General features: G+C 70.0%; 22 protein-coding genes, 1 tRNA gene and 1 pseudogene. 9 read left to right on the plus strand and 15 right to left on the minus strand.

Annotated elements, in window-relative coordinates; genetic code table 11:
• The first annotated feature begins 8 nt into the window (after positions 1-8).
• The 3 genes from G328_RS0108240 to G328_RS0108250 are packed head-to-tail and all read left to right on the plus strand — an operon-like array spanning position 9 to position 4,266.
• Positions 9-1,775: an ABC transporter ATP-binding protein gene (locus G328_RS0108240; RefSeq protein ID WP_019618875.1), complete on the plus strand. Its 1,767-nt coding sequence runs from the start codon at positions 9-11 to the stop codon at positions 1,773-1,775.
• Complete coding sequence (locus G328_RS0108245; RefSeq protein ID WP_019618876.1) at positions 1,768-3,567, plus strand: ABC transporter ATP-binding protein; 1,800 nt, start codon at positions 1,768-1,770, stop codon at positions 3,565-3,567. Before G328_RS0108240 ends, G328_RS0108245 begins: the two co-directional genes overlap by 8 nt.
• Before the next feature lie 9 nt (positions 3,568-3,576).
• A complete protein-coding gene (locus G328_RS0108250; RefSeq protein ID WP_019618877.1) occupies positions 3,577-4,266 on the plus strand; it encodes a TetR/AcrR family transcriptional regulator in 690 nt (229 codons plus the stop codon).
• A 101-nt stretch (positions 4,267-4,367) separates the two neighbouring features.
• Here the strand turns inward: G328_RS0108250 and G328_RS15885 are convergent, their stop codons facing one another.
• Together G328_RS15885 and G328_RS0108260 are read right to left on the minus strand one after the other, a co-directional pair.
• Positions 4,368-4,760 carry a DUF4262 domain-containing protein gene (locus G328_RS15885; RefSeq protein WP_019618878.1) on the minus strand — a complete coding sequence of 131 codons (393 nt, stop codon included), beginning with the start codon at positions 4,758-4,760 and terminating at the stop codon, positions 4,368-4,370.
• A gap of 63 nt (positions 4,761-4,823) precedes the next feature.
• On the minus strand, positions 4,824-5,336 hold the full coding sequence (locus G328_RS0108260; RefSeq protein WP_187325751.1) for a DUF192 domain-containing protein: 513 nt from the start codon (positions 5,334-5,336) through the stop codon (positions 4,824-4,826).
• An 80-nt stretch (positions 5,337-5,416) separates the two neighbouring features.
• Between G328_RS0108260 and G328_RS0108265 the strand changes: the two genes are divergently transcribed.
• On the plus strand, positions 5,417-6,700 hold the full coding sequence (locus tag G328_RS0108265) for a DUF3500 domain-containing protein (protein ID WP_019618880.1): 1,284 nt from the start codon (positions 5,417-5,419) through the stop codon (positions 6,698-6,700).
• Between the two features lie 133 nt (positions 6,701-6,833).
• On the opposite strand, the gene G328_RS0108270 is transcribed toward G328_RS0108265, so the two are convergent.
• Together G328_RS0108270 and G328_RS0108275 are read right to left on the minus strand one after the other, a co-directional pair.
• Positions 6,834-7,196, minus strand: coding sequence for a DUF2200 domain-containing protein (locus tag G328_RS0108270; RefSeq protein WP_019618881.1), 363 nt, complete (start codon positions 7,194-7,196; stop codon positions 6,834-6,836).
• Positions 7,197-7,231: 35 nt separating this feature from the next.
• Positions 7,232-8,104 carry a siderophore-interacting protein gene (locus G328_RS0108275; RefSeq protein WP_040905260.1) on the minus strand — a complete coding sequence of 291 codons (873 nt, stop codon included), beginning with the start codon at positions 8,102-8,104 and terminating at the stop codon, positions 7,232-7,234.
• Between the two features lie 144 nt (positions 8,105-8,248).
• Between G328_RS0108275 and G328_RS14835 the strand changes: the two genes are divergently transcribed.
• Together G328_RS14835 and G328_RS14840 are read left to right on the plus strand one after the other, a co-directional pair.
• Complete coding sequence (locus tag G328_RS14835) at positions 8,249-8,893, plus strand: TetR/AcrR family transcriptional regulator (protein WP_019618883.1); 645 nt, start codon at positions 8,249-8,251, stop codon at positions 8,891-8,893.
• Positions 8,890-9,675, plus strand: coding sequence for a hypothetical protein (locus tag G328_RS14840; RefSeq protein ID WP_019618884.1), 786 nt, complete (start codon positions 8,890-8,892; stop codon positions 9,673-9,675). Before G328_RS14835 ends, G328_RS14840 begins: the two co-directional genes overlap by 4 nt.
• Positions 9,676-9,823: 148 nt before the next feature.
• Here G328_RS14840 and G328_RS0108290 read toward each other — a convergent pair whose 3' ends face one another.
• Positions 9,824-10,129: a metal-sensitive transcriptional regulator gene (locus G328_RS0108290; protein WP_019618885.1), complete on the minus strand. Its 306-nt coding sequence runs from the start codon at positions 10,127-10,129 to the stop codon at positions 9,824-9,826.
• A gap of 99 nt (positions 10,130-10,228) precedes the next feature.
• Positions 10,229-11,104 carry a LysR family transcriptional regulator gene (locus G328_RS0108295; RefSeq protein WP_019618886.1) on the minus strand — a complete coding sequence of 292 codons (876 nt, stop codon included), beginning with the start codon at positions 11,102-11,104 and terminating at the stop codon, positions 10,229-10,231.
• Between the two features lie 78 nt (positions 11,105-11,182).
• On the opposite strand from G328_RS0108295, the gene G328_RS0108300 reads away from it, so the two are divergent.
• Positions 11,183-12,118: an EamA family transporter gene (locus G328_RS0108300; RefSeq protein ID WP_019618887.1), complete on the plus strand. Its 936-nt coding sequence runs from the start codon at positions 11,183-11,185 to the stop codon at positions 12,116-12,118.
• Here G328_RS0108300 and G328_RS15890 read toward each other — a convergent pair.
• From G328_RS15890 to G328_RS0108320, 4 genes are read right to left on the minus strand one after another with little or no spacing between them, the layout of a single operon-like run.
• Entirely contained in the window at positions 12,048-13,229 is a 1,182-nt protein-coding gene (locus tag G328_RS15890) for an alpha/beta hydrolase (RefSeq protein ID WP_019618888.1), read from the minus strand. The genes G328_RS0108300 and G328_RS15890 overlap by 71 nt on opposite strands.
• Complete coding sequence (locus tag G328_RS0108310) at positions 13,226-13,990, minus strand: heme ABC transporter ATP-binding protein (protein WP_019618889.1); 765 nt, start codon at positions 13,988-13,990, stop codon at positions 13,226-13,228. The genes G328_RS15890 and G328_RS0108310 overlap by 4 nt, the downstream gene beginning before the upstream one ends.
• Positions 13,987-15,048, minus strand: a complete 1,062-nt coding sequence (locus tag G328_RS0108315; protein ID WP_019618890.1) for a FecCD family ABC transporter permease — start codon at positions 15,046-15,048, stop codon at positions 13,987-13,989. Before G328_RS0108315 ends, G328_RS0108310 begins: the two co-directional genes overlap by 4 nt.
• Positions 15,045-16,061, minus strand: a complete 1,017-nt coding sequence (locus tag G328_RS0108320) for an ABC transporter substrate-binding protein (RefSeq protein ID WP_019618891.1) — start codon at positions 16,059-16,061, stop codon at positions 15,045-15,047. The genes G328_RS0108315 and G328_RS0108320 overlap by 4 nt, the downstream gene beginning before the upstream one ends.
• 121 nt (positions 16,062-16,182) lie before the next feature.
• Here G328_RS0108320 and G328_RS14850 point away from each other — a divergent pair, with 121 nt between their 5' ends.
• The gene (locus tag G328_RS14850) at positions 16,183-16,884 is read left to right on the plus strand and encodes a FadR/GntR family transcriptional regulator (RefSeq protein ID WP_019618892.1); all 702 of its coding nucleotides are present in this window, start codon (positions 16,183-16,185) and stop codon (positions 16,882-16,884) included.
• 358 nt (positions 16,885-17,242) lie between these two features.
• Positions 17,243-17,614 (plus strand): annotated as a pseudogene (locus G328_RS16860) (recombinase family protein); the annotation flags it as partial.
• A 688-nt stretch (positions 17,615-18,302) separates the two neighbouring features.
• On the opposite strand, the gene G328_RS0108340 reads toward G328_RS16860, so the two are convergent.
• From G328_RS0108340 to galU, 5 genes are all read right to left on the minus strand, one after another.
• A tRNA-Ala gene (locus G328_RS0108340) sits at positions 18,303-18,378 on the minus strand.
• Positions 18,379-18,457: 79 nt separating this feature from the next.
• Positions 18,458-19,447 (minus strand): hypothetical protein, encoded by a 990-nt coding sequence (locus tag G328_RS16505; RefSeq protein ID WP_019618894.1) that lies wholly within the window; start codon positions 19,445-19,447, stop codon positions 18,458-18,460.
• Between the two features lie 76 nt (positions 19,448-19,523).
• Positions 19,524-20,786, minus strand: coding sequence for a hypothetical protein (locus G328_RS15895; RefSeq protein ID WP_026339760.1), 1,263 nt, complete (start codon positions 20,784-20,786; stop codon positions 19,524-19,526).
• Positions 20,787-20,907: 121 nt separating this feature from the next.
• On the minus strand, positions 20,908-21,546 hold the full coding sequence (locus G328_RS0108355) for a GNAT family N-acetyltransferase (protein WP_019618895.1): 639 nt from the start codon (positions 21,544-21,546) through the stop codon (positions 20,908-20,910).
• The gene (galU, locus tag G328_RS0108360) at positions 21,546-22,487 is read right to left on the minus strand and encodes a UTP--glucose-1-phosphate uridylyltransferase GalU (RefSeq protein WP_019618896.1); all 942 of its coding nucleotides are present in this window, start codon (positions 22,485-22,487) and stop codon (positions 21,546-21,548) included. The genes G328_RS0108355 and galU overlap by 1 nt, the downstream gene beginning before the upstream one ends.
• Between the last annotated feature and the right edge of the window lie 10 nt (positions 22,488-22,497).

Genomic DNA, 22,497 nt, shown 5'->3' on the forward strand with positions numbered 1-22,497 from the left:
CACCCGACGTGACCGATCCTTCTGGGCCCGCAGGCCCAACCGAAGCCGCAGCCGATGGCCGCGACGCACTCAAGGGGCTGCTGACGCCCATCCGCGGGCACCTGCTCGCCGGGCGCATCCTCGCCGCCGCCTCGGGCATCCTCGCGGTCGCGCCGTACCTCGCGCTCGTGCGGCTTGGCGACCTGCTGCTCGGCGCCGCGGCGGCTGGCACCGCACCCGACGCCGACGAGGTGCGCGGCGTCACGGTGCTGCTCGTCGGCACGTTCCTCGCGCAGCTCGGCTGCCTGTTTATCGCGCTGCTCATAACGCACCTCGGCGACCTGCGGCTCGCGCGCATCCTGCGGGAGCGCCTCGTCGAGCACATCGCGCACGCGCCGCTCGCCTGGTTCTCGCAGGCGACCTCGGGACGCATCCGCAAGGCGGTGCAAGACGACACGAAGGCGCTCCACACGCTCGTCGCGCACGCCCCGGTCGAGACGATGGCGGCCGTCGTGACGCCGCTCGCGCTCACCGTGACGGCGTTCGTCATCGACTGGCGCCTCGGGCTCATCGCGATCGCGATGGTGCCGATCTACCTCGGCATTCAGATGTCGCAGATGCGCGGCATGGGTGAGAAGACGGCCGAGATGGATGCGCGGCTCGGCACGGTCTCGCAGACCGCGGTCGAGTTTGCCGACGGCATCGCGGTCGTGAAGGCGTTTGGCCAGGTGGGCCGCGCCCACGGCCGGTTCGCGACGGCGGCCCGCGAGTTCGCCGACTTCTACTACGACTGGTGCTCCCCCATGCTCCGCGCCGCGGCGGTCGCGCAGTCGTTCGTGTCGGTCGCGATGCTCGTGCTCGTGAACGTTGGTCTCGGCTCGCTGCTCGTGCTCGCGGGCTGGGTGGCGCCCGCCGATCTCATCGCGACGACGCTCATCTCGCTCGTGATTCCGGGCACCGTGAACGTCATCAGCAGCTCGATGTGGGCGTACCAGCTCGCGGGCGGCGCGGCGGTGCGCATCCGCGACACCCTCGAAACACCCGGCCTTGACGAGGGCACGGCGCACGCGCCCGAGTCGGCGGGCGTCGAGTTCGACGACGTCACGTCTTCGTACGGCGAGGGCCTCGCGCTCGACGGCGTGAGCGCGACGCTCGAGCCGGGCACGGTCACGGCGCTGATCGGCCAGTCGGGTTCGGGCAAGTCGACGATGGCGACGATGCTCGCGCGGTTCCAATACCCGACGTCGGGCGCCGTGCGCGTCGGCGGGGTCGACCTGCGCAACCTCACGACGCGCGACCTGTACCGCACGGTGTCGTTCGTGCTGCAAGACCCGCAGCTGCTGCGCGTGAGCGTGCGCGAGAACATCCGCCTCGCCCGCCCCGATGCGAGTGACGCCGAGGTGCTCGAGGCCGCGCGGGCCGCGAACATCGCCGCCGAGATCGAGGCGCTGCCGCGCGGGCTCGACACCGTGTACGGCGACGAGACGCAGCTGTCGGGCGGGCAGGCGCAGCGCATCGCGATCGCGCGGGCGGTGCTCGCCGACGCGCCCGTGCTTGTGCTCGACGAGGCGCTCGCCGCGACCGACGCCGACGCCGAGGCCGAAATCCAATCGGCGCTGAACCGGCTCGTCGCCGACCGCACCGTGCTCGTCGTGGCGCACCGCCCCGAGTCGGTGCGCGGCGCCGACCAGGTGCTGCTGCTCGACCGCGGGCGCATCGTGCAGCGCCTGCGCGGCGATGAAGTGACCGACGCGGCGCTCGACCGGATCATGGAAAGCGAGGCCGCCCGTGCCTGAATCACGTTTCGACCCGCTGCAGCTCGGCACGTACCGCCGCCAGCTCACGCCCGAGGGCTCGGCGACGCTCACCCGCGCGCTGTGGCTGCACATCCTTGCCGGTGTGGTCGAGGGGCTCGCGCTGCTCTCGCTGCTGCCGATCGCGACGGTGCTCGCCCAGGGCGGCACCGCCTGGGGCCTGTCGCTTGTCGGCTGGCTCGTCGTGCTCGCGGTGTTCGCCGCCGGCACGTTCGTGCTGCGCTACTTCGAGGAGCTCAAGGGGTACTCGGTCGCGCTCGACTTCATGCGCACCTCGCACCAGGCGATCGGCGACCGGCTCGCGCGGCTGCCGCTCGGCTGGTTCGGGCAGGCGCGCACGGGCGGGCTGTCGCGGCTCGTCGCCGACGGGTTTATGAGCGCGGCGAGCGTGCTCGCGCACATGCTCGGCTCGCTCGTCGTGAACGCGTCGGCGCTCGTCACGATCATCGTCGGGTCGTGGGTGTGGGATGCCCGGCTCGGCCTCGTCTTCACGGTCGCGGTACCGGTCGCGGTCGCGGTCATGGCGGTCGCCCGCGCGATCAAGCGCGCCGGCGACCGCGTCGTGCGCGAGCCCGAGCGCGAGTACGCAAATCGCATCGTCGAGTACGCCGTGTGTCAGCCGGCGCTGCGCGCGGCGGGGCGTGCCGACGGGTTCGCGCCGCTCGAGCGGGCGGGCCGCGACTTCGCCGCCGCGAAGGTGCGCGACCTCTGGCTGAGTTCGATCGGGCTGCTGCTCAACGGCATCGTCATGCAGGCGATTGTCGTCGTGCTCATCACGGTCGCCGCGAGCCTCGCGGTCGACGGCACGATGGGGGCGATCGAGACGGTCGCGTTCATCGGCCTCACGCTGCGGGTCATGCGCACGCTCGAAGACCTCGCGAGCATGTCGATCGGGCTCGAGTCGAGCCGCACTCCCCTGCTCGAGATGCGGGAGATTCTCGAGGCCGAGGTGCTGCCCGAGGCGGGCGCGGCGGTCGAGCTGCCGACGCCCGGCGAGGTCGACGTGCGCGGCGTCTCGTTCGGGTACGACGCGGCGGCGCCCGTACTGCGCGACGTGTCGTTCACGGCGCGGCCGGGCACGATGACGGCGCTCGTCGGCCACTCGGGGTCGGGCAAGACGACGATCGCGCGGCTCATAAGCCGATTCTGGGACGTCGACGGCGGCAGCGTCCGCGTCGGCGGGGTGGATATTCGTGAGCAGCCGACCGAGCAGCTCATGTCGCAGCTGTCGATGGTGTTCCAAGACGTCTACCTGTTCGACGACACGCTCGAGGCGAACGTGCGCGTGGGCCGGCCCGACGCATCCGATGTTGAGGTGCACGACGCAGCCCGGCTCGCGGGCGTGACGCAGATCGCGGAGCGCCTGCCCGACGGGTGGCAGTCGCGGGTGGGCGAGGGCGGCCGGTCGCTGTCGGGCGGCGAGCGGCAGCGCGTCGCGATCGCGCGGGCGCTGCTGAAGCGGGCGCCGATCGTGCTGTTCGACGAGGCGACGAGCGCGCTCGATGCCGAGAACGAGGCGAATGTGCTCGCGAGCATGCAGCGGCTGCGGGCGACCTCGACCCTCATCGTCATCGCGCACAAGCTCGCGACGGTGCGCGAGGCCGACCAGATCGTCGTGCTCGGCCGCGAGCCGGGAGCGGCCGGCGCGACGGTCGTCGAGCGGGGCACGCACGACGAGCTCTTCGATGCCGAAGGCCAGTATCGGCACTTCTGGAACCGTCGGGCGGCCGCGGCCGGCTGGTCGCTTCGCGGCGCGGCAGGCCCCGCGAAGTAGGCTGGGCGGATGCTTCCCGCACGCGCATCCCGCACCGGACCGCGGCCGACCTTCACGGTCGACGACGCGGTGGATGCGGCGATGGCGCTCGGGCTCGACCGGTTCTCGCTCGCGGGGGTCGCGAAGGCGCTCGGGGTGTCGACGCCGGCGCTCTACCGGGTGACCGAGTCGCGCGAGCATCTCGCGCACCTGTGCCTCGAGCGGGTTGCGCGGGAGCTCGCGGCGTCGAGTTCGCTCGTCGAGCCGCCCGGCGGCTGGGATGGCACCGGCTGGCAGCGGCTGCTGCGCGACTACGTGGCCGACATGTGGCGCGCGCTCGAGTTGCACGAGGGGCTCGCGTCGGCGATTCTCGCGCATCCGGGGGCGCACGCGCACGTGAACGAGTACCTCGTCGATTTGCGCGATGCGCTCGCCGCGAGCGGGTTCCCGGGCGACGGTGACGCGGTCGCGTTCGTGCTCGACTTCATCGGCGACACCGTGCTCGTGACCCACATCGGCATCGCGCCGATGCGCCGGCGCGGCGACTCGGGCGAGCGCGGCATCGACACGGCGCGACGGATGCTCGAGTCGCGTACCGGTGCCGAGGGCGACGCGATCATCGGCGTCGACGAGTCGTGGGCCGACCGTGGTTGGCTCGACCGCAAGGTCGACTTCATCATCGCGGGGCTCGAGGCGGGCATCCTGCCGGCCGCGCACTAGGGATGCCTCGGCTCCCGGTAGTTGCCGGGTAGCGGCTGCAGCCAGTCGGGGTACTTGTAGCCGGGCTCGCCGGGGAACGCGCCGTCGGTGTCCCACACGAGCTACAGCGCTGGCACCGAGTACTCGCGCGGGCGGTGGTAGAAGTCGTTCGCGCCGTAGAGGGCGGCGCCGGGGTCGGGGAACACTTCGACGCGCACCTGCGTGTCGGCGCCCTCGGGCGTGATGACCTCGCCGGGCAGCAGGTCGCCGCCCTCGAGGATGCGCTCACCGAACGAGTTCAGCAGTTGCCCCGACGAGGAGTGGTCGAGCCCGAACACGATGAGTTCAGGATGCCCGAGGCCGAAGAGGCCGACGGTATAGGCGAACGGCGGGGTCTCGCGTTCGCCCATGATGTATTCGACGGCCCACCGGTGCGTGCGGATCGTTTCGGCGATGCGTCGCGCCTCTTGGTCGAGCCAGGCTTCGAGTTGTGCGTCAGAGATGTCGTTGCTCATGCGGGCAAGGTATCCGCGGGCCCCGACAGGCTCGGGACTTGTCCACAATTCGACCCCAGAGGGTTATCCACAGGCGCCTCGCAAGGTGGCGCCGACCTCGCCAGCCCCGTAGCGCGCAGCATCCCCCACCGAGAATTCGACCACCGCCGTCGCCTCACCAGGGCCCGCGTAGAAGAGGGGCCAGAAGCCGGGATTCGCGCCGGTCACGACCCGCACGACCTCGCAGTGCGCATCCAGCCACACGAGGTCGAGGGCGAAGCGCATGCCGAGCATCATGATGCGGGTGTCACCGTCGTCGCTGCGCAGCAGCAGCGCAGTGTCGGCGGGCAGCGAGTCGATGCCCGAGAGGCCGTGCCCCTTTTCGTCGTCGGTCTCGGGCACGAGCAGGGTGAGCGGCTCCCCCGCCTGCGTCGTCGTGATCGTCGACAGGCGCGAGAGGTCTTGCGGATGCGCGCGCAGGTACGCGTGGATGCCCGCGAGCGCGAGAACCGCGACGAGCACGAGGCCGAGCAGGCCCGCGAGTATCCCCCAGAGCATCCGCCGCATCGCCCTCCCCGAGTTGGTTCTGCGGGTCACAGTACGGCACGCACCGATCCACAACCCACACATAGGTTCGCCAAGGCGTGAGCAAATCCCCCGGTCATAGCGTCGCCGACATGAACACGATGACCAACCCTGACGACACCACTGACACCACTCGCCGACGACGAGGCCGTGGCCGCCCCGTTGGCCTCGCCGCCGCGCTGCTGCTCGCCACCGGGCTGACGCTCACCGGCTGCGCCGTGACCTCCACGGCTTCGACCGCCGACTCGACAACTTCGAGCTCGGTCTCGGCGACCGAAACCACCGCATCCGACTCGAGCTCGTCTTCGAGCAGCACGTCGGCGACGACGACCGCCGAGACGATCAGCGACACCGCGGCGGCCGCCGAGGCGTTCCTCGAAACGCTGACCGACGAGCAGCGCGAGGCGGTGCTCTACGACTACGACGACGAGACGAAATCGACCTCGTGGTCGAACTTCCCGGTGACGTTCGTCGAGCGCGCGGGGCTCAACCTCACCGACCTCACCGAGGAACAGCAGGCCGCCGCGCTCGAGGTGCTCGAATCGCTGCTGAGCGACGAGGCGTATCAGCAGGTCGTCGACATCATGGGCGGCGACGAATACCTGCTCGAGAACAGCAGCAGCACCGAAGACTCGCTCGGCCAGTACTACATCGCGTTCTTCGGCGACCCGTCGGACACCGAAGCGTGGTCGGTGCAGTTCGGCGGCCACCACCTCGGCCTCAACGCCGACCTCAATGGCGGCGAGAACGCGATCACGTTCGCGCCGACCCACCTCGGTATGCAGCCGGCGGTCTACACGAACGAGGATGGCGAAGAGGTGCAGACGTTCGACGGCATCTACTCCGACGCGTTCGCGTTCTACGACAGCCTCACCGAGGAGCAGCAGGCGACGCTCACGTCGGGCGACGTCACGATGTGTGCGCCCGGCGACACGTGCGACTTCGAGTCGGGCGACGGCCTCACGGGCGCCGACCTCACCGACGAGCAGCGCGCGCTGCTGCTCGAGCTCATCGCGAACTGGGTGGGCATGGCCGATGACGAGACGAACGCCGCGGCGCTCGCCGAGATCGAGGCAACGCTCGACGACACGGTCATCGCATGGTCGGGCGAGACGACGTACGACATGACCTCGGGCGACGGCATCTCGTTCTCGATCTCGGGGCCGAACGTCTACATCGCGCTGCAGGCGCAGAACGGTTCGGCGGGCGCCGACGTCGACGGCGTGAACACCTCCGGCTGGGGCCACGTGCACTCGATCTACCGCGACCCTACGAACGACTACGCGAACAGCGTGACGCAGGAGACCGCATCCGGCGCGATGGGCGGCGGCGCACCCGACGGCGAGCTCCCCGACGGCGAGCTGCCCAGCAACTAACGCGCAAAGTCCCTCACGAACTGACGGCAATTCGCGGCATTTTCAACGGAAATGCCGCAAATTGCCGTCAGTTCGCGGAGGTGGGGCGCACGGGAAGAGCGGATGCGCGGAACGAGGCGGAAGCCCGAGATGGCTACGACCGCAGGATCTTCTCCATCGCCTTGCCCTTCGCGAGTTCGTCGACGAGCTTGTCGAGGTACCGTACCTGCTGCATGAGGGGCTCCTCTATTTCCTCGACTCGCACGCCGCAGATCACGCCTTTGATGAGCGACGCGTTCGCGTTGAGGTTGGCGCCGGCGAGGAACTCCTCGATCGACGTCTCCCGCTCGAGGTGCTGCGCGAGGGCGGCCTCGTCGTAGCCGGTGAGCCACTCGATGATCTCGTGCAGCTCGGCCTTCGTGCGGCCCTTGCGCTCGACCTTCGTGACGTAGTGCGGATACACGGCCGAGAACGGCATGTTCGCGACCCGCTTGAGCGTCTTCTCGTCGGTCTTCATGCCCGAATTCTAGCGAGGCGCCCGCAGGCCGCAGCTCAGAGCTCGATCTCGAAGTCGTCCTGGTCGGTGAGGTCGCCGCCGGTCGCGAGCACCCGCTGGGATGCGCGCAGCCGGGCGAGGTCGAGGCGGGTGTTCGTCATCCCGCGCTTCCAGTACCCGAACACCTGGGTCTGTGCGGGCGGCAGCCCGAGGTCGTGCTTGCAGCGGCGGCGGATCTCGCGAATGTCCTCGCGCTCCCCCGCGGCCCAGACGCTCGCGGTGGCGGGGAGGTCGAGCGCGGCGAACGCGGTCGCGAGCGGCAGCTGACCGTCGGGGTCGACCCGCTCAGCGGTGACCTCGCCCTGCAACCCCGCAAGCTGCGCCTCGAGCAGCGCGAACTCGTCGGCGGGCACCGCGGCGATGATCGTCGTCGCCTCGGCGAGCGGCGTGGTGGCGAGGATGCGCGCGGCAGCGGGCAGCGCCGACGAGTCGGCGAGCAGCACGCGCGGCGAGCCGGGGCCGGGGATGCGGTGCTCGCGCGGTCCGACAACGTCGATGCGGTCGCCGACCGCGAGCGCGGCGAGCCACCGCATCGCCGGGGAGCCCTCACCGTGGCGCACGAGGTCGATCTCCACGGTGCGACGGGCGATATCGACGTCGGCGAGCGTGTACACGCGGGAGGTGGACTGCGGTGCGCCCGGAATCGAGGCGAACTCCTCGGGCGGCTCCGGCATCGAGATGCGCACGGTGGGGTTCGGCAGGTCCCAGTGCGCGAGGTCGTCGTCGCCCGAGACGGTGGCCGACACCCGCACAAGCCCCGCGGCGCGGCGCTCGATGCCGGTGACGGTGAGGTAGCGGTCTTCGATGCCCGTTTTGTGGTCGGGATGCTGCAGTACGGCCAGCAGGCCGGCCACTTCTTCTCGCGACATTTGGGCTTGGGCTTGCTGCGCGGCTGAGTTCGAGGGCGCGGCTGAGTTCGACATGCGTTCCTTGCGTGCGTGAATTATGTGAGTAAGGCTAACCTTATTAATCATGCCCGGAACATCACAAGCCCCGTACGCGAGACTGAACGCGTGAGCACCCCCGGACGTCCCCGCCGCATCACCGCTGAGGCCATTGCCGACGCGGGGGTGAAGCTAACGCTGCCGAACGTCACGGTGCGCGGCATTGCCGCCGAGCTCGGCGTGAGCGAGATGTCGATCTACCGGCACACTGGCGATGCCGAGGGGCTGCGAAACCTCGTCGCCGAAGCGATCATCGACCGCGCCAACTTCACGCTTGCCGACCTCGACGACCCCGAGGATGCGCTCGTCGACCTCGCCGTGCGGCTGCGCGAGTTCGTGCTCGAGCATCCGGGCATCGCCGACTACCTCGCGAACCTCGGGCCGCGCACCCAGCTCGCCGTCGACCGAATCAACCGCGCGCAGACCCAGTTCGCCGAGCGGTACGCATTCCCAGCCGAACAGGCGAGCATCCTCGTGTCGACCGTCGCCGAGCACGCGATCGCCCTCGCGGCGCTCGATTTCTGGTCGCATCGGGAGCGCCGCAGCCCCGACCACCTGAGCACGAGTCTTGCGACGGTTCGCGCGGGCGCGCTGGCCGCCGCCGAGCTGTCGCCCCAGGCACGATTCGAGTGGTCGATGCGCGCCGCCGCGCGGGGAACCATGCAGCTGCTCGGGCTGCCGAGCCGCGCATCCGCGCCCGGGAGCACGACATGACCACCGAACCGCAAGCGCCCGCCGCCCCGCGCTGGCCGGCTGACCCCGAGTCGGCGTGGCGTGAGGCGACCCACTCCCCCGACCCGATCACGCGGCTGACCGACCCGCCCGAGGTCGAGTCGGCCGATTTCGCGTCGACGCTCGACTGGCTCGGCGAGCAGCGGTCGATGCTGCCGGCGTTCGCGGTCGTCGCCGCGGTGGTGGGCGCGATCGTCCTCGGCGGGCTCGCGGTCGGGGTGCTGCCAATGTCAGGGGCCGGCGCGATACCGGCTCCGGCGCTCTGGGCGATCGGCATCGGGCTGCTCGTGGTGGCCGTGGCGCTGACGGTGTGGGAGTTGGTACGACGGATGCGGCAACGCGGCCGCGACCTGCAGGAAATCCCGCCGGTGCGCATCGTGCTCTGCGAGCTGCGCACCTCGAAGTTCCACGTGCACGAGGGCGACGGCTACCACGGCACGTGCGTCGCGATCGACGCGGCGGCGCCGGATGCACAGGCCGCGCGGCTGCTGACGGCGTTCCGAATCTGGCTCGCTCGACTCGAGGCCGACCCGGATGCGGACATCGCGGCGCGCGACGTCGGCTGGCAGCCGCGCGGTGCGACGGTGATGACCGCGGAGGAAATCTTCGGCCCGCAGGCGACCGGCGGCTATCTCGTGCGGCAGCCGAACCCACCGGCCGACGGCTGGGGCCTGCTGATCACGCCGCGGCGGCCCGCGAAGCTCGTCGGGCAGCTGCGCTTCGCCGAGGTGCTGCGCTGGCGCGGCGAGGCCTGGACCCTCTGACCGCGGTCGCCCCGGAGCCGTTTTGGGATGAGGCGGAGTGGCCGGGCTCGTTCGCGAGCGACGACGGGCACGACACGCTCCGCTGCGCCTGAGCCGCCGAAGAAGCTGCAGCTGCGCCGATACCGGCGCTGACGGATGCGCGGCGAGCCTACGAGCGCACGAGCCGGCTGATTGCTTCGGAGGCTTCCTGAAGTTTCTCGAGGCCGGCTTCGTCGCTCAGTTTTGCGGCGTCGAGCACGCAGTGCTTGAGGTGGTCGTCGAGCAGCCCGGTCGCGACGCCCTGGAGCGCGCGGGTAAGCGCGGAGACCTGGGTGAGGATGTCGATGCAGTACTTCTCGTCGTCGATCATCTTCGCGATGCCGCGGGCCTGCCCCTCGATGCGCTTCATGCGGCTGAGGTAGCGCTCTTTATCGCTGATGTAGCCGTGCTGGTGGGTCTCGGGGTCGGCGCACATGGGCAGGTCCTCATTTCTGACGATCGGCAGGGTGAACCCGCCGCCGCCAGGATATCGGGCGGGCGGCGGGGCGAGCGTTGCGGTAGCCCACTTACGCGTTTAGCCGATTGCTGGCCCGACCATGTCAAGAAACGCCCGTGCCGCGGGCGAGGGATTGAAGCTGCTCCACGCGAGATACTCGACCCGGGTCGGGCCGGCGGTGACCGGGATCGTGCGCAGCTCCTCACAGTCGGGAATCACCGCCGGTGGGAGCAGCGCGACGACGAGCCCCTGCCTGACGAGGTCGAGCATGAGCTCGCTGCTTGCCACTTCGAACGCGACGTCGCGGTGCAGCCCCGCTGCGTCGAACGCGAGGTCGGACTGCGCCCGGCCTGGCGATCCCGCAGGAAAGTCGACGAAGGCCTCCTCTGCGAGGTCCGCCAGCCGCAGTCTCCGACGCCCAGCGAGTGGATGCTCGACCGAGACGACGGCGACCAGTCGCTCCCTCGCGAGCACGCGCGAGTTCACACCGGTCGGCGGCGTGCGGTCGGAAAGGCCGAGGACGGCGACGTCCATGCGGCCGGCGCGGATCGCGGCGATGAAGTCGTCGCTGCCGCCGCCCCTGAGCCGGATGCGCACATCCGGGTGGGCGCGGTGAAACTCGCCGAGCAGCGCGGGCACGTCGATCGCCGTCGCGGTGGGGATCACGCCGACGGTCAGTGTGCCGCGAATCTGTCCGGTCGCCGCCGCGGCGTCGGCGACGGCACGCTCGGCGGCGTCGAGGCTTGCGCGGGCGTGGTCGAGGAATGCCTCCCCCGCGGCGGTGAGCTCGACGCGGCGGCTACTGCGGGCGAACAGTTTGACCCCGAGCTCGTCTTCGAGCGCCTTGATCTGGTGGCTGAGCGACGACTGCACGACGAAGCACCGCGCGGCCGCGCGCGTGAAGTTCTGCTCTTCAGCGAGGGCGACGACGTACCGAAGCTGCTGCAATTCCATGCTCCTATGGTCGCAGTTCATCATTGCTATGGCAGCAATCTGTTGGACGCATACTCAGTCGCGGCCAACGATGGATACATGACCACCACGACGCCGACCCTGGCACCGCAGAACGCCGCGGCAGACTCCCCCAACCGCGTGGGCTGGACGGCACTGACCGCGATCGTGCCGATGGTGTGGGGCACGACCTACATCGTCACGACGCACCTGCTGCCCGAGGGGCATCCGTTGTTCGCGGCGATGATGCGCTCGCTCCCGGCCGGGCTCATGGCGCTGCTGATCGCACGGCAGCTGCCGCGCGGGTCGTGGTGGTGGAAGAGCCTCGTGCTCGGCACGCTGAACATGGGCGCGTTCTTCCCGCTGCTGTTTCTCGCGGCGCAGGAGCTGCCCGGCGGGGTCGCCGCCACTCTGGGGGCGACACAGCCCATCGTGATCGCGTTCTTGGCGGTGGCGATTTTGCACGAACGACTGTCGCTCTGGCGCGTGTTCTGGGGCGTGCTCGGCATGGTCGGTGTCGCGCTCGTCGTGCTCGGCCCCGACGCCGCGATGTCGCCGCTCGGCGTCGCTGCCGGAATCGGTGGCGCCGCGTCGATGGGAACCGGCGTCGTGCTCACGAAGAAGTGGGGCCGCCCCGAGGGAGTCTCGCCGATCGGTCTCGCGGGGTGGCAGCTCACCGCGGCTGGGCTCGTGCTCCTGCTGCCGGCACTCCTCATCGACGGCGTGCCGCCGAACATCGATGGCGCCGCGTGGCTCGGATACGCCTGGCTCGGCATCGTCGGCGCGTTGCTGACCTACACAATCTGGTTCGCGGGCATCCGCCACCTCCCGGTCACCGCGACCGCGCTGCTCGGGCCGCTCTCCCCACTCGTCGCGGCGGTGCTCGGTGCGGCGATCGCCGGCGAGGCACTCACGGCTATTCAACTGCTCGGCTTCGCACTCGCGCTCATCGCGATGGTCGCGGGGCAGCTTCCGGGGCCTCGGTGGGCGACCGCAGCAGCCGACCAAGATCGATGACGGCTTCGGGCACCCACCACGTCCAGTCGTGCCCGCCGCTGACGACGCGAGCAGACGCGTCGACCCCGACGTCCGCGAGGCGCTCCGCGAGCGCCCGACTGCGAGCCGGCCCAGCACCTTCGTACCTACCCGCCTGCAGCCGCACGCGCATCCCGGTGCCGGAGTAGGCACGCGCAAGTGCGTCGTCGAGGGCGTCGGGGAACCGCCAGAATGAGGTCGACTGGGCGACGGCGGCGGTGATCGTGCCCCGCGCGTGCGCGAGGGCGAACAGCACCGACAGTCCGCCGAATGACGACCCGACGACGATGGTCTGCTCGGGCGCAACCTCGCCGAGCACACCCTCGCGATGCAGCCGCGGCACGAGCCGCGACGCGACCCATTCCGACTGCCCACCGGGAAGCCCAAGGTCATGAGCGCGGCGGGCACCGGCGTCAACAAACACCGCCGCAATACCGGGCAGGAGACCTTCACGTTCGGCCGCCCGCAGCACGGCCGGGGTGTGCATCCGGTCGAGGTGCGCATCGCCATCAAAGAACACGACGAGCGGCACGCGCGCGTCGCCAGACGATGAGCGCCACAGCCGAACCCGCGGGTCGCCGGGGCGTTCGCAGAGCAGCGTCACGACCTCCTCCCGCGCTCCCGACTCCCCTGCCAACGCCCACGTCCGCCCCTCGGGCAGCCGCACGACGGTACGTGCCCCGACATCCCGCGATCCCGGGCGCGCGGGCCCGCTCCGCGGTCGCCGGTGCAGCCCATCCGTGTGCCACGGCGGCGGCCAATCGCCATCGTGCTCAACGAGTTGGTACGCGGCCTGCCAGTCGTCAGGTACGCGGAACGCGGCGGTCCACCAGCCGTCGCCGGCCGGGTCGAGGTCGCAGGCATCGGGCTGGTCGGGCACGAACCATCCTGATACGGCCAAGGCAACCGCGCGCGCCGCGGATGCGTGATGCCAGAACCGCACGATCGCTTCGCCGCCCTCGCGCTGCACGACGCGGCAGCCGGGCCCGAGCTCGTCATACGCGGGAACCGCCTCACCGAGGCGCGGAACGGACGTGCGGTCGTGCCCCGACGGCCGGGGCAGCGGCTGCAGCCGCTCGAAGCTCGCGGTCATACCGGCACCACCAACGGGCTGCCGGTTGTGGGATGCGCGAGGATCCGCACGTCTTGCCGGTACACGTCGTGGATGCGCTCCGATGTGAGCACGTCGGCGGGGGCGCCGTCGGCGACGATCTGCCCATCCGCGAACATGACGACGCGGTGCGCGTAGCGGGCGGCGAGGTTGAGGTCGTGCAGCACGACGATGACGCAGCAGCCCTCGCCGGCCAGGCGTGCGGCGACGCGCATCGCCCGCTCTTGATGCCGCAGGTCGAGCGTCGCGGTCGGCTCGTCGAGCAGCACGACGCCGGTGCGTTGCGCGAGCACGCGGCCGAACACGGTGCGGGCGAGTTCCCCGCCCGAGAGGGTCGTTGCGTCCCGTTCCGCGAGCGCGTCGACGTCGCCGTCGCGAAGCGCGGCGTCGACGATCGCGTCGTCGTCATCGGAGCGGTCGTGCGGCACGCGCCCCATCTCGACGATCTCGCGCACCGTGAACGAGAATGCGACCGCGTGGTCCTGCGCCATGACCGCGCGGTGGCGCGCGAGTTCCTTCGGCTTCCACGCGTGCGGTGCCTTGCCGCAGATCGCCGCATCCCCGCCACTCGGGTCGATGTCGCCCGCGAGCACGCGCAGCAGGGTCGACTTCCCCGCGCCGTTCGGCCCGACGAGCGCGACGACCTCCCCGGGCTGCGCGCGCAGCGACACGTCGTGGAGCAGCGCGCGGCCGTCGACGCGCACGCTCACCTGTTCGATGCGCACCGCATCCTCGGCATTCACACGCGCACCTCCTTCGACCGCATGACGAGCCAGAGGAAGAACGGTGCGCCGAGCGCCGCGGTGAACAGCCCGATCGGCACCTCCGACGGCGGGGCGATCGTGCGGGCCGCCGTGTCGGCGACCACGATGAGCAGGGCCCCGACGATCGCCGACATCGGCACGACCGCCCGGTGGGCCGGCCCGAACATGAAGCGCACGATGTGCGGCACCACGAGTCCGATGAAGCCGATCGTGCCGGCGAAGCTCACGGCCGCGCCGGTGAGCAGCGCCGCGGTGGCGATCACGATCGCGCGCGTGCGGGTCACGTCGAGGCCGAGGTGTCGCGCATCCCGCTCGCCGAGTGCGAGCAGGTCGAGGGCGCGGTGGTGCGCCATGAGCACGATGAGGCCCGCGATGATTGGCGGGGCGACGAGGGCGAGCTTCAGCCAGTCGATGCCGCCGAGCGAGCCCATCTGCCAGAACACGACCGACTCGAGCTCGTCGTCGTCGGCGACGTAGGTGAGAAATCCGGTCAACGCGGCGAAGCCCGCGCCGACCGCGACGCCGACGAGCAGGAGCCGGGCCGTGCCGCGGGATGCGCGGGGTCGCGCGAGCACGTAGATCAGCACGGTGGCCAGGGCACCGCCGGCGAAGGCGCTCGCCGGCACGAGCCAGCCGTACAGGGCACTGCTGATCGGTGGCAGCAGCACGATCGCTGAGACGGCGCCGGCGGAGGCACCGCCGCTGACCCCGATGATGCCGGGGTCAGCGAGCGGGTTGTGAAAGAGTCCCTGCAGCGCGGCGCCCGACACCGCGAGCGCCGCGCCGACGAGTGCGCCGAACAGCACGCGCGGCATCCGGAGGTGCATCACGACCGTGGTCTCGAGCGCCTCCCCTGCGCAGCCGACGCCGATCACGTCGTGCAGCACGATGCGGATCACCCGGTCGGGCGCGATCTCGATCGGCCCGATGCCGAAGGCGAGCACGACCGCGACGACGATGAGTGCGGGCCCGACGGCGAGCCCCGCGCTGAGCGGGAGCCGGCGCACCGGACGGGCGGGTGCGGTGGTCGTCGTCATTCCGAGTCGGCGGCGAGTGCCTCGGCGAGGGCGAGCGCGCCGGTACCGAGGGCGGGGCCGCTGATCTTGATCTGGGTGCTCGGCATGACGTAGATGCGGTCGTTCTGCCAGGCGGGGGTGTCGATGAGCGTTGGGAATGCCTCGATGAAGCCGTCGACGCCGCCCCACTCTTCGAGGTCGGCCGTGCCGACGAGAATCGCGTCGGGCTGCGTGCTGAGCAGCCCCTCGTCGCTGTATGCGACGGAGTATCCGCGCAGCCCGCTGTCGACGCCGATGCTCGTGAAGCCGATGGCGTCGGCGATATCGGCGCCGGCCGTGCCCGTGCCGACCACGGCGTTCGCGCCGCCGGCGCCGCTCGACGTCACCTGCAGTACGCGCAGGTCGCCGATCTGCTCTGAGAGGCTCGCCGCCTGCGTCAGCTGCTCCTCGACGGCCGAGGCGATCTCTTCGCCAGCCTCCGGGGCGCCGATGTACGAGGCGACGGCGCGGATCTTGTCGGCGGTCGACTGCTGGTCGTCGTAGACGACGGCGTCGATGCCCGCGTCGCGGAACTGCTCGGCGACGTCGCCGTGGCGGCGCGGGTTGTTGCCGATGAACAGGGTGCCCTCGATCGAGAGCAGCCCCTCGGTGCCGGTCGCCTGCGAGAACTCGTACTGCACCGGCGCGTCGAGCGCGATCTGCGAGGCCCCGTCGGCCGGTGCGGCATAGACGTAGTCGCCGAGCCCGAGCGCACCGAGAATCTCGGCGACGTCATCACCGGCGACGATGATGCGGCTGATGTCGTCGATCTCGACCTCGGCGCCGGTGGCGTCGGTGACCGAAACGGGAAGCTGCGGGTCGGCGACCGCGGTCGGCTGCGCATCCCCCTCGACGACGTGCCAGGCGTCGGGGATCTCGACGTCGATTGCCGACGCGGCGCTCGTCTCGTCGGTAGCGCCGGTCGCCGTTGCGCATCCGGTGAGGTGCAGTGCGGTGAGGGTTAGCGCGATGGCTGCGGGGCGGCTTCGTGGCATAGTGACCTTCTTCTGATGTAAGTAAGGATGGCCTAAGTACGTTAGCATTGGTGTGCGCGCTCGCATGACGCCAGCGCGCTCGAGAGCTTGGTGCGGCTTCGCCGCCGACGAAGGGGATTCGATGGCCGATGCACTGGGTTCTGGCAAGTCCGCCGCCGCCGTCGACTTTCTGCGCGCGCGGATCGCCTCGGGCGAGTGGGCGGTGAACTCCCGCATCCCCCGCGAGCCCGAGCTCATGGAGCTCATGGGCGTCGGCAAATCGACCGTGCGCGAGGCCGTGCGTTCGCTCGCGGGCATCGGGATGCTCGAGCCGATTCGCGGGGTGGGCACCTTCGTGCGTTCGCGCACGCCGGTTAATGCGGTCGTGGCGTCGTCGATCGGTGCGTATGGGGTCGAGGATGTGCTCGGATTTCGCGCCGCGCTCGAGATCGAGGCCGCGCGCCAGGCCGCCCTGCACCGGACCGACGAGCAGGCGGAGCGGCTGCGGATGCTGTTGAGCGACGCCCACAACGCCGGCGCCGAGACCTCACTCCCCCGCGCGCACGGGCAGGCACCCGGCGGGTTCCACCAGCAGATCGTCGAGGCGTCGGGGAACCTGCTGCTGCGCGACCTGTACGTTGCCGCGATCGCGGCGATTCGCGACAAGCGGGGCGCAGGGTTGATTCAGGACGATGATCGGGCTGAGCTGCGCCGGGAGGACCATGCGCGGATCGCATTGGCGATTGAGCAGGGGGATGCTGCTGCCGCCGCGGATGCTATGGCGCGGCATGTCGCGCGGGATATTGCGGCGCGTGGGGGTGGGCCGGCGGCTCAGATTTCCTAGGACGTCACGAGCTGCATCAATTCGGTGTAGTCGGTGACAACGTCGTACTTGATGTCATCGCCATTCTTCTCACTGACCGTGGTGAAGAACTTGCGAGCGCACTCGATCTTCGCCTCCTCAATTCCCCACACCGGGATGAGTAGCCCGCATGACAGCTTCGCGTAGACAGCAACCGAGTGACTCGTTTCGACCTCGATGACAAACCGGCGTTCAACCTTGGAGACGATGACGACAGAGTCGCAGACGTGATTGTTGCGCCTCCGAGAACGGCCGCGAGAGCCGCACCGTCACCGTCGACGAGCACCGCGCACCACTGGTCACCTGGGCGTTCAGCGCCTACGCCACCGGTGAACACTCCGTGCGCACTCTCACTAAAGAACTCGTCCGGCGAGGACTGACAACAGTGCCCACCGCGCGGCTGGCAGAGAAGCCGGTCGAGATCCGTCACGTCCACTCGATGCTCACCAACATCTACTACACCGGCATCACCACGTTCAAAGGCGTCGAGTACCCCGGTAGCCACACCCCGCTCATCGACCGCGAAACCTTCGAGAAGGTCCAGACGATCCTGAAAGAGAAGATCAACGGGGAACGGTCGATCAAGCACGACCACTACCTCAAGTCCACGATGTACTGCGGGCACTGCGGCTTCCGGATGGTCGTCCAGGTGGTGAAGAACCGTCACGGCGAAACCTACCCGTACTACTCCTGCCTCGGACGACACTCCAAGCGCACCGACTGCACCCTCCGCTCCATCCAGATCGAACACGCCGAAGACCTGATCCAAGATCTCTACGACCGCATCAGTCTCGCGCCCGACTTCCGCCGCGACCTCGAAACACTCCTCCGGCACGGACTGAAGCAGCTTCGCACCGACACCGACCTTGAACGAGAACAACTCGAGGCCACGAAGCAGACCATCGAGCGTCGCCAACGCAAACTCCTCGAAGCCCACTACAACGACGCGATCCCCATCGACATGCTCCGCACCGAGCAGAAACGCCTCGACACCGAACTGGCCGCCACCAACCGCAGCCTCAGCAACCTCACCGCCGATATCGCCGAAGCCGACGAACTCATCAGCATCGCACTCGACATCGCCCAGCACGCCGGAAACACCTATCGGCAAGCCCCCGAGCACATCCGCCGCATGTTCAACCAGCTCCTCTTCGACAAACTCCTCGTCACCACCGACGACAACGGCCAGCACTACGTCGAGGCAACCTCCCGGGCACCATTCGACGTCATCTACAGCCCAGACACCCGAGCACTCGTCCACGAGGCACGACACGCACAGCACGACGCCACCCCCGACGGCACGGGGCAAACGAAAAAGCCCGCCGAAATCGGCGGGCTCTCCCTGGACGTACTGTCCGATCAGTTCATTGCTCTTGTCGAGGGTTCGAGTAAGAGCATCGTGGTGGACCTAAGGGGATTCGAACCCCTGACCTTCTCATTGCGAACGAGACGCGCTACCAACTGCGCCATAGGCCCTTGCAACAAGGAAAAACTCTAGCACGCACCTGGCCGCTCGGTGAAATCGCGCGAGCAAATCCCGGAGCCAGGAGCAGAGCTAGCGGTTCCCGCCGCCGTTCCCATTGCCGCCGCTGTTCCCGCCATTGCCGCCACCGCCGTTGCCGCTGTTCTGCGTCGGCTCGGGCTGGCTCGTCGGCTGCGGCTCATCATCATCGTCGCCGCTGCCGCCACCACCGATGACGCCCGGGGTCTCCTCGGGGTCTTCGGTCTCCTCGGGCTCCTCGGTGGGCTCCGGAGTCTCCTCGGGTTCCTCGGTCGCCTTCGGCGCCTGCGTCTTCGGCGGGGCCGGCGGCACGTAGGTGACGCGGTTCGCGTAGTGCTCGTCGCGCGCGTTACCGAGCGCCGCGGCGAGCTGCCCGACGGCGGCCGAGAGGTCGGTGAGTTTGTCGGTCGAGAGGTTCTGCTGCACGGCGATCACGGCCGAGTCGATCTCGGTTACGGTGTCCCAGTTCATCGCCGACCACTCGCCCTTGAGCTCATCCACTCGCGAGAGCAGCTCGGGCACGTAGGTGTCGACGAAGTAGCTCACCGCGTCGTCCGAGAGGCGCTGCGTCGTGCCGGCGTTGTTGTCGACGAGCGACTCCGACACGGCGTCGATGCGGTTCTTCATCTCACCGCTCGTGTCGTCGGTGACGAACGTCGCCGAGAGCGCGTAGGCGCCGATCACGGGCTTCGAGGTGTCGGCGGCGGCCTGCACGTCGGGCTGAATCACGACGATGTTCGCGGTCTGCACACCCGCGGCCTCGGCGGCGGCGATCGCCTCGCGGCGGTTCGCGCCGACGAACGAGATGATCATCGGCAGCACGATCACGACCACCAGCAGTACCGAGAGCAGCGTGATGAGGTTCACGCGCCGCTGCTGCGACGAGCTCTTCCACTTCGCGCCGAACCCACCGGTCGCGGCGCGCGCGTTCGTCGCGCCGGTGCGCCCCATGTCGCGACCCGTCGACGTGAACACGCCAGAGCGAACCTCGAGCTGCTCGTTGCTCGTCTGCTCGAACGGGTTCGGACCGACACGTTTGGCCATCGAGTGTCCTGCCAACCTTGAAGTAGTAACGGGGATATCGGGCGCGGCGGCGCCGCTCAACCCCTAAGCGTACCCGCTAGCCCGCGCGGCGACGACGAAGCAGTGCGTCGAGGTCGTCGTACTCCCCCGCGCCCGCGTCTTCGACAATCGCGTCGAGGTCGCCCATGCGGCTCCAGCCGCTCGCGCTGTCGACGGTGATGGGGCGGATGCGGTGGGCACCACTCGGCAGGGTCGCGACATCGCGGTGCGCGTCGCGCAGCGCCTGCGTCGAGCGCTCCGACTCCTCGCGCAGCAGCTGGGCAAGGTCGACGTCCATCTGGTCGCGCTCGGCGGGCTCGCCGCCGGGGCCGCCGCCGGGGCCCGAGCCGTCGGGGCCAGCAAACTCGTCGGCCGTCGCGCGGCCGAGGTAGAGGGGCTTCGGGAGCGGCACGGGCGTCCACGAGTTTGCGGGCGCCGGGGCCGCGTCGGCCGCCGGGGTCTCGAGGTCAAAGAAGATGATGTCGCGCTGCTTCGGCTTCGCCTCGGCGATCTGCTCGAGCTCCTCCGCAACCTGAGGGGCCGCGGGCGCTTCGACGGGAGCGTGCTGCTGCGCGAGCCAGACCGAGTTGATGCGCGTGAGCATCCACCCCGCCCCGACCGCGACCGCAACACCGGCGACGAGCAGGGCGATGCCGACCCCGGTCATGCCCACCACGAGGCCGATGACGAGCAGCACGATGCCGAACGCGCCGGTACCGGTGGCCGCGAGGCGGCCGCGCTGGCGACGCTTCGCCGCCTCGGCCGGGTCGCCAATGCGCGGCGACGGACCCGTGAGCTTGCGCTCGACGGCGCGCTCCGAACCCGACTCGCCGCCGGCCCACCGCTCGGCCGCGGTCTCGCCCTGCGCGCGCACCTCGGCCTCTCGCTGTGCCGCTCGTGCTGCCGCTGCTCGCGCTCGTGCCACGGCCTCGCGCCGAGCAATCGCGTCTGCCATCTCTGCCTCCGCTGCTTCTCGTTCTTGCCGGTTGGCCCGCGCCTCTGCGAGCTTGAGTTTCGCCGCCGCCGCGCGCTGCGCCGCCTCGGCTCGTGCCTGTTCGCGCACGGCCTCGGCCTCGAGCTGGCGGGCACGCTTGAGCTCGCGCTGCTGCGTGCGCACGCCGCGCGCCGTCGCCTCGACCTCGTACACCTGCGGGGTCGCCGCCGTCTCGGCGAGCGCACGAATCGTCTGCTGCAGGCGCACCGCGTTGCGGTCGCTCGCGCGCGCGTTGTGCTCGCGCACCCACGTCGGCACGTAGAACCCGATGGCGAGCAGCGCAATCAGCGCGAGCGCGATGCTGCTAGCCCCTCCGAATTCCTGCATGCGCTCACGTTATGGGGCAGAACGAGCGAAGCCCCGGATTGTTTCGGGAGTGTCTCGTGTGACGGATGTGGTTTCCCAGGTTGCGCTGAGGTTCGGGGCACCAATAGCGCTCAGCGTCGAGCTACGAAAGCGGCCCAGCCTCGGGCCGCGCGGCGACCCGCTCGTCGACCTCGCCGTCGCGCCAGCGACGATACACACCCTGCGGCACCTCGTCACGCACGAGGCCGAAGCAGTAGTGGTCGCGCCAGTCGCCGTCGATGTGGATGTACCGGGCCCGGCGCCCCTCGTACCGAAACCCGAGCTTCTCGACGACCCGCAGCGACGGCACGTTCTCGGGGCGAATGCAGATCTCCACCCGGTGCAGGCCGAGGCGCTGGAACGCGTAGTCGGTCGCCATCGCGACGCTCGCGGGCGTGTAGCCGCGCCCCGCGACCGACTGCGCGACCCAGTAGCCGATCGTGCCCTGCATGACCGCGCCCCACTGGATGTTCGACATCGTAAGTTGGCCGACGATCGCACCGCCGACCTCGAGCACCCACGGCACCGACACCCGCTGCGCCGACTGGTCGAGCAGCGACCGCACGGCGCCGCGCACGTTCCAGTTGCCCGAACCGCCCGGCAGCGTCGCCTCCCACGGCTGCAGCCACGGCCGGTTTGCGAGCAGCACCCGCTCGAGCTCCCGCGCGTCGCGCATCCGCAGCGGCCGCAGGGTGAGCTCACAGTCGACGAGCTCGGGATGCTCGCTTCCCGCGAGGGCCACTAGCCCTCGTTCGCGTCGTCCGCGGCGAGCTGCGCCGCGTACCACTGCACCCACTCGCGCGTCTGCGCGCCGAGGTCGTGCGACGCGACCGCGAGCTCGACGTTCGCCTTGATGTACTCGAGCTTGTTGCCGGTGTCGTAGCGGCGGCCCTCATAGACGAGCGCGACGACACCACCGGTCTCCTCGCGCCGCTGCGCGAGCTCGACGAGCGCATCCGTGAGCTGAATCTCGCCACCGCGGCCCGGCTCGGTGCGCTCGAGAATCTCGAACGCCTCGGCGCGCAGCACGTACCGGCCGATGATCGCGTAGTTCGAGGGGGCGTGCTCGACGGCCGGCTTCTCAACGAGCGTGTCGACCCAATACGTCGGCCAGCGGTAGTCGCCGGCGCTCGCGAACTCGCCGTCGATGAGCTGCGGCGCGACGACGCCGTACGACGACACCTGCTCGACCGGCACCTCCTGCACCGCGACGACGGTCGCGCCGGTCTCGGCGTGCACCTTGATCATCTCGTGCAGCAGCTCGCCGCCGTCGGCGATGATGTCGTCGCCGAGCAGCACCGCGAACGACTCGTCGCCCACGTGCTGGTGGCCGCGGTACACCGCGTGGCCGAGCCCGAGCGGCGCGCCCTGGCGCAGGTAGTGCACGTCGGCGAGCGTGCTCGCGTGGCGCACCGCCGCGAGCTTGTGCTCGTCGCCGCGCTCCTCGAGCGCCGCCTCGAGCTCGAGCACGCGGTCGAAGTGGTTCTCGAGCGGCGTCTTATTGCGGCCCGTCACCATAAGAATGTCGGTGAGCCCGGCTTCCACGGCCTCTTCGACGACGTATTGAATCGCGGGCCGGTCAACCACCGGCAGCATCTCTTTCGGCATCGCCTTCGTCGCCGGAAGAAATCGCGTGCCGAGCCCTGCGGCGGGAATGACCGCCTTCTTCACCTCATACGTCATGATCTGCATC

The organism is [Zimmermannella] faecalis ATCC 13722 (assembly GCF_000381765.1).
Taxonomy (GTDB): Bacteria; Actinomycetota; Actinomycetes; order Actinomycetales; family Microbacteriaceae; genus Gulosibacter; species Gulosibacter faecalis.

Coding starts and splice junctions, on each gene's coding strand:
- G328_RS0108315 (WP_019618890.1), bottom strand. CDS start 15,048: ATGACGACGACCACCGCACCCGCCCGTCCGGTGCGCCGGCTCCCGCTC.
- G328_RS0108290 (WP_019618885.1), bottom strand. CDS start 10,129: ATGTGCGCCGACCCCGAGACCCACCAGCACGGCTACATCAGCGATAAA.
- G328_RS15895 (WP_026339760.1), bottom strand. CDS start 20,786: ATGCAGGAATTCGGAGGGGCTAGCAGCATCGCGCTCGCGCTGATTGCG.
- G328_RS0108300 (WP_019618887.1), top strand. CDS start 11,183: ATGACCACCACGACGCCGACCCTGGCACCGCAGAACGCCGCGGCAGAC.
- G328_RS15890 (WP_019618888.1), bottom strand. CDS start 13,229: ATGACCGCGAGCTTCGAGCGGCTGCAGCCGCTGCCCCGGCCGTCGGGG.
- galU (WP_019618896.1), bottom strand. CDS start 22,487: ATGACGTATGAGGTGAAGAAGGCGGTCATTCCCGCCGCAGGGCTCGGC.
- G328_RS0108295 (WP_019618886.1), bottom strand. CDS start 11,104: ATGGAATTGCAGCAGCTTCGGTACGTCGTCGCCCTCGCTGAAGAGCAG.
- G328_RS16505 (WP_019618894.1), bottom strand. CDS start 19,447: ATGGCCAAACGTGTCGGTCCGAACCCGTTCGAGCAGACGAGCAACGAG.
- G328_RS0108275 (WP_040905260.1), bottom strand. CDS start 8,104: ATGTCGCGAGAAGAAGTGGCCGGCCTGCTGGCCGTACTGCAGCATCCC.
- G328_RS14840 (WP_019618884.1), top strand. CDS start 8,890: ATGACCACCGAACCGCAAGCGCCCGCCGCCCCGCGCTGGCCGGCTGAC.
- G328_RS0108250 (WP_019618877.1), top strand. CDS start 3,577: ATGCTTCCCGCACGCGCATCCCGCACCGGACCGCGGCCGACCTTCACG.
- G328_RS0108320 (WP_019618891.1), bottom strand. CDS start 16,061: ATGCCACGAAGCCGCCCCGCAGCCATCGCGCTAACCCTCACCGCACTG.
- G328_RS0108270 (WP_019618881.1), bottom strand. CDS start 7,196: ATGAAGACCGACGAGAAGACGCTCAAGCGGGTCGCGAACATGCCGTTC.
- G328_RS15885 (WP_019618878.1), bottom strand. CDS start 4,760: ATGAGCAACGACATCTCTGACGCACAACTCGAAGCCTGGCTCGACCAA.
- G328_RS14850 (WP_019618892.1), top strand. CDS start 16,183: ATGGCCGATGCACTGGGTTCTGGCAAGTCCGCCGCCGCCGTCGACTTT.
- G328_RS0108265 (WP_019618880.1), top strand. CDS start 5,417: ATGAACACGATGACCAACCCTGACGACACCACTGACACCACTCGCCGA.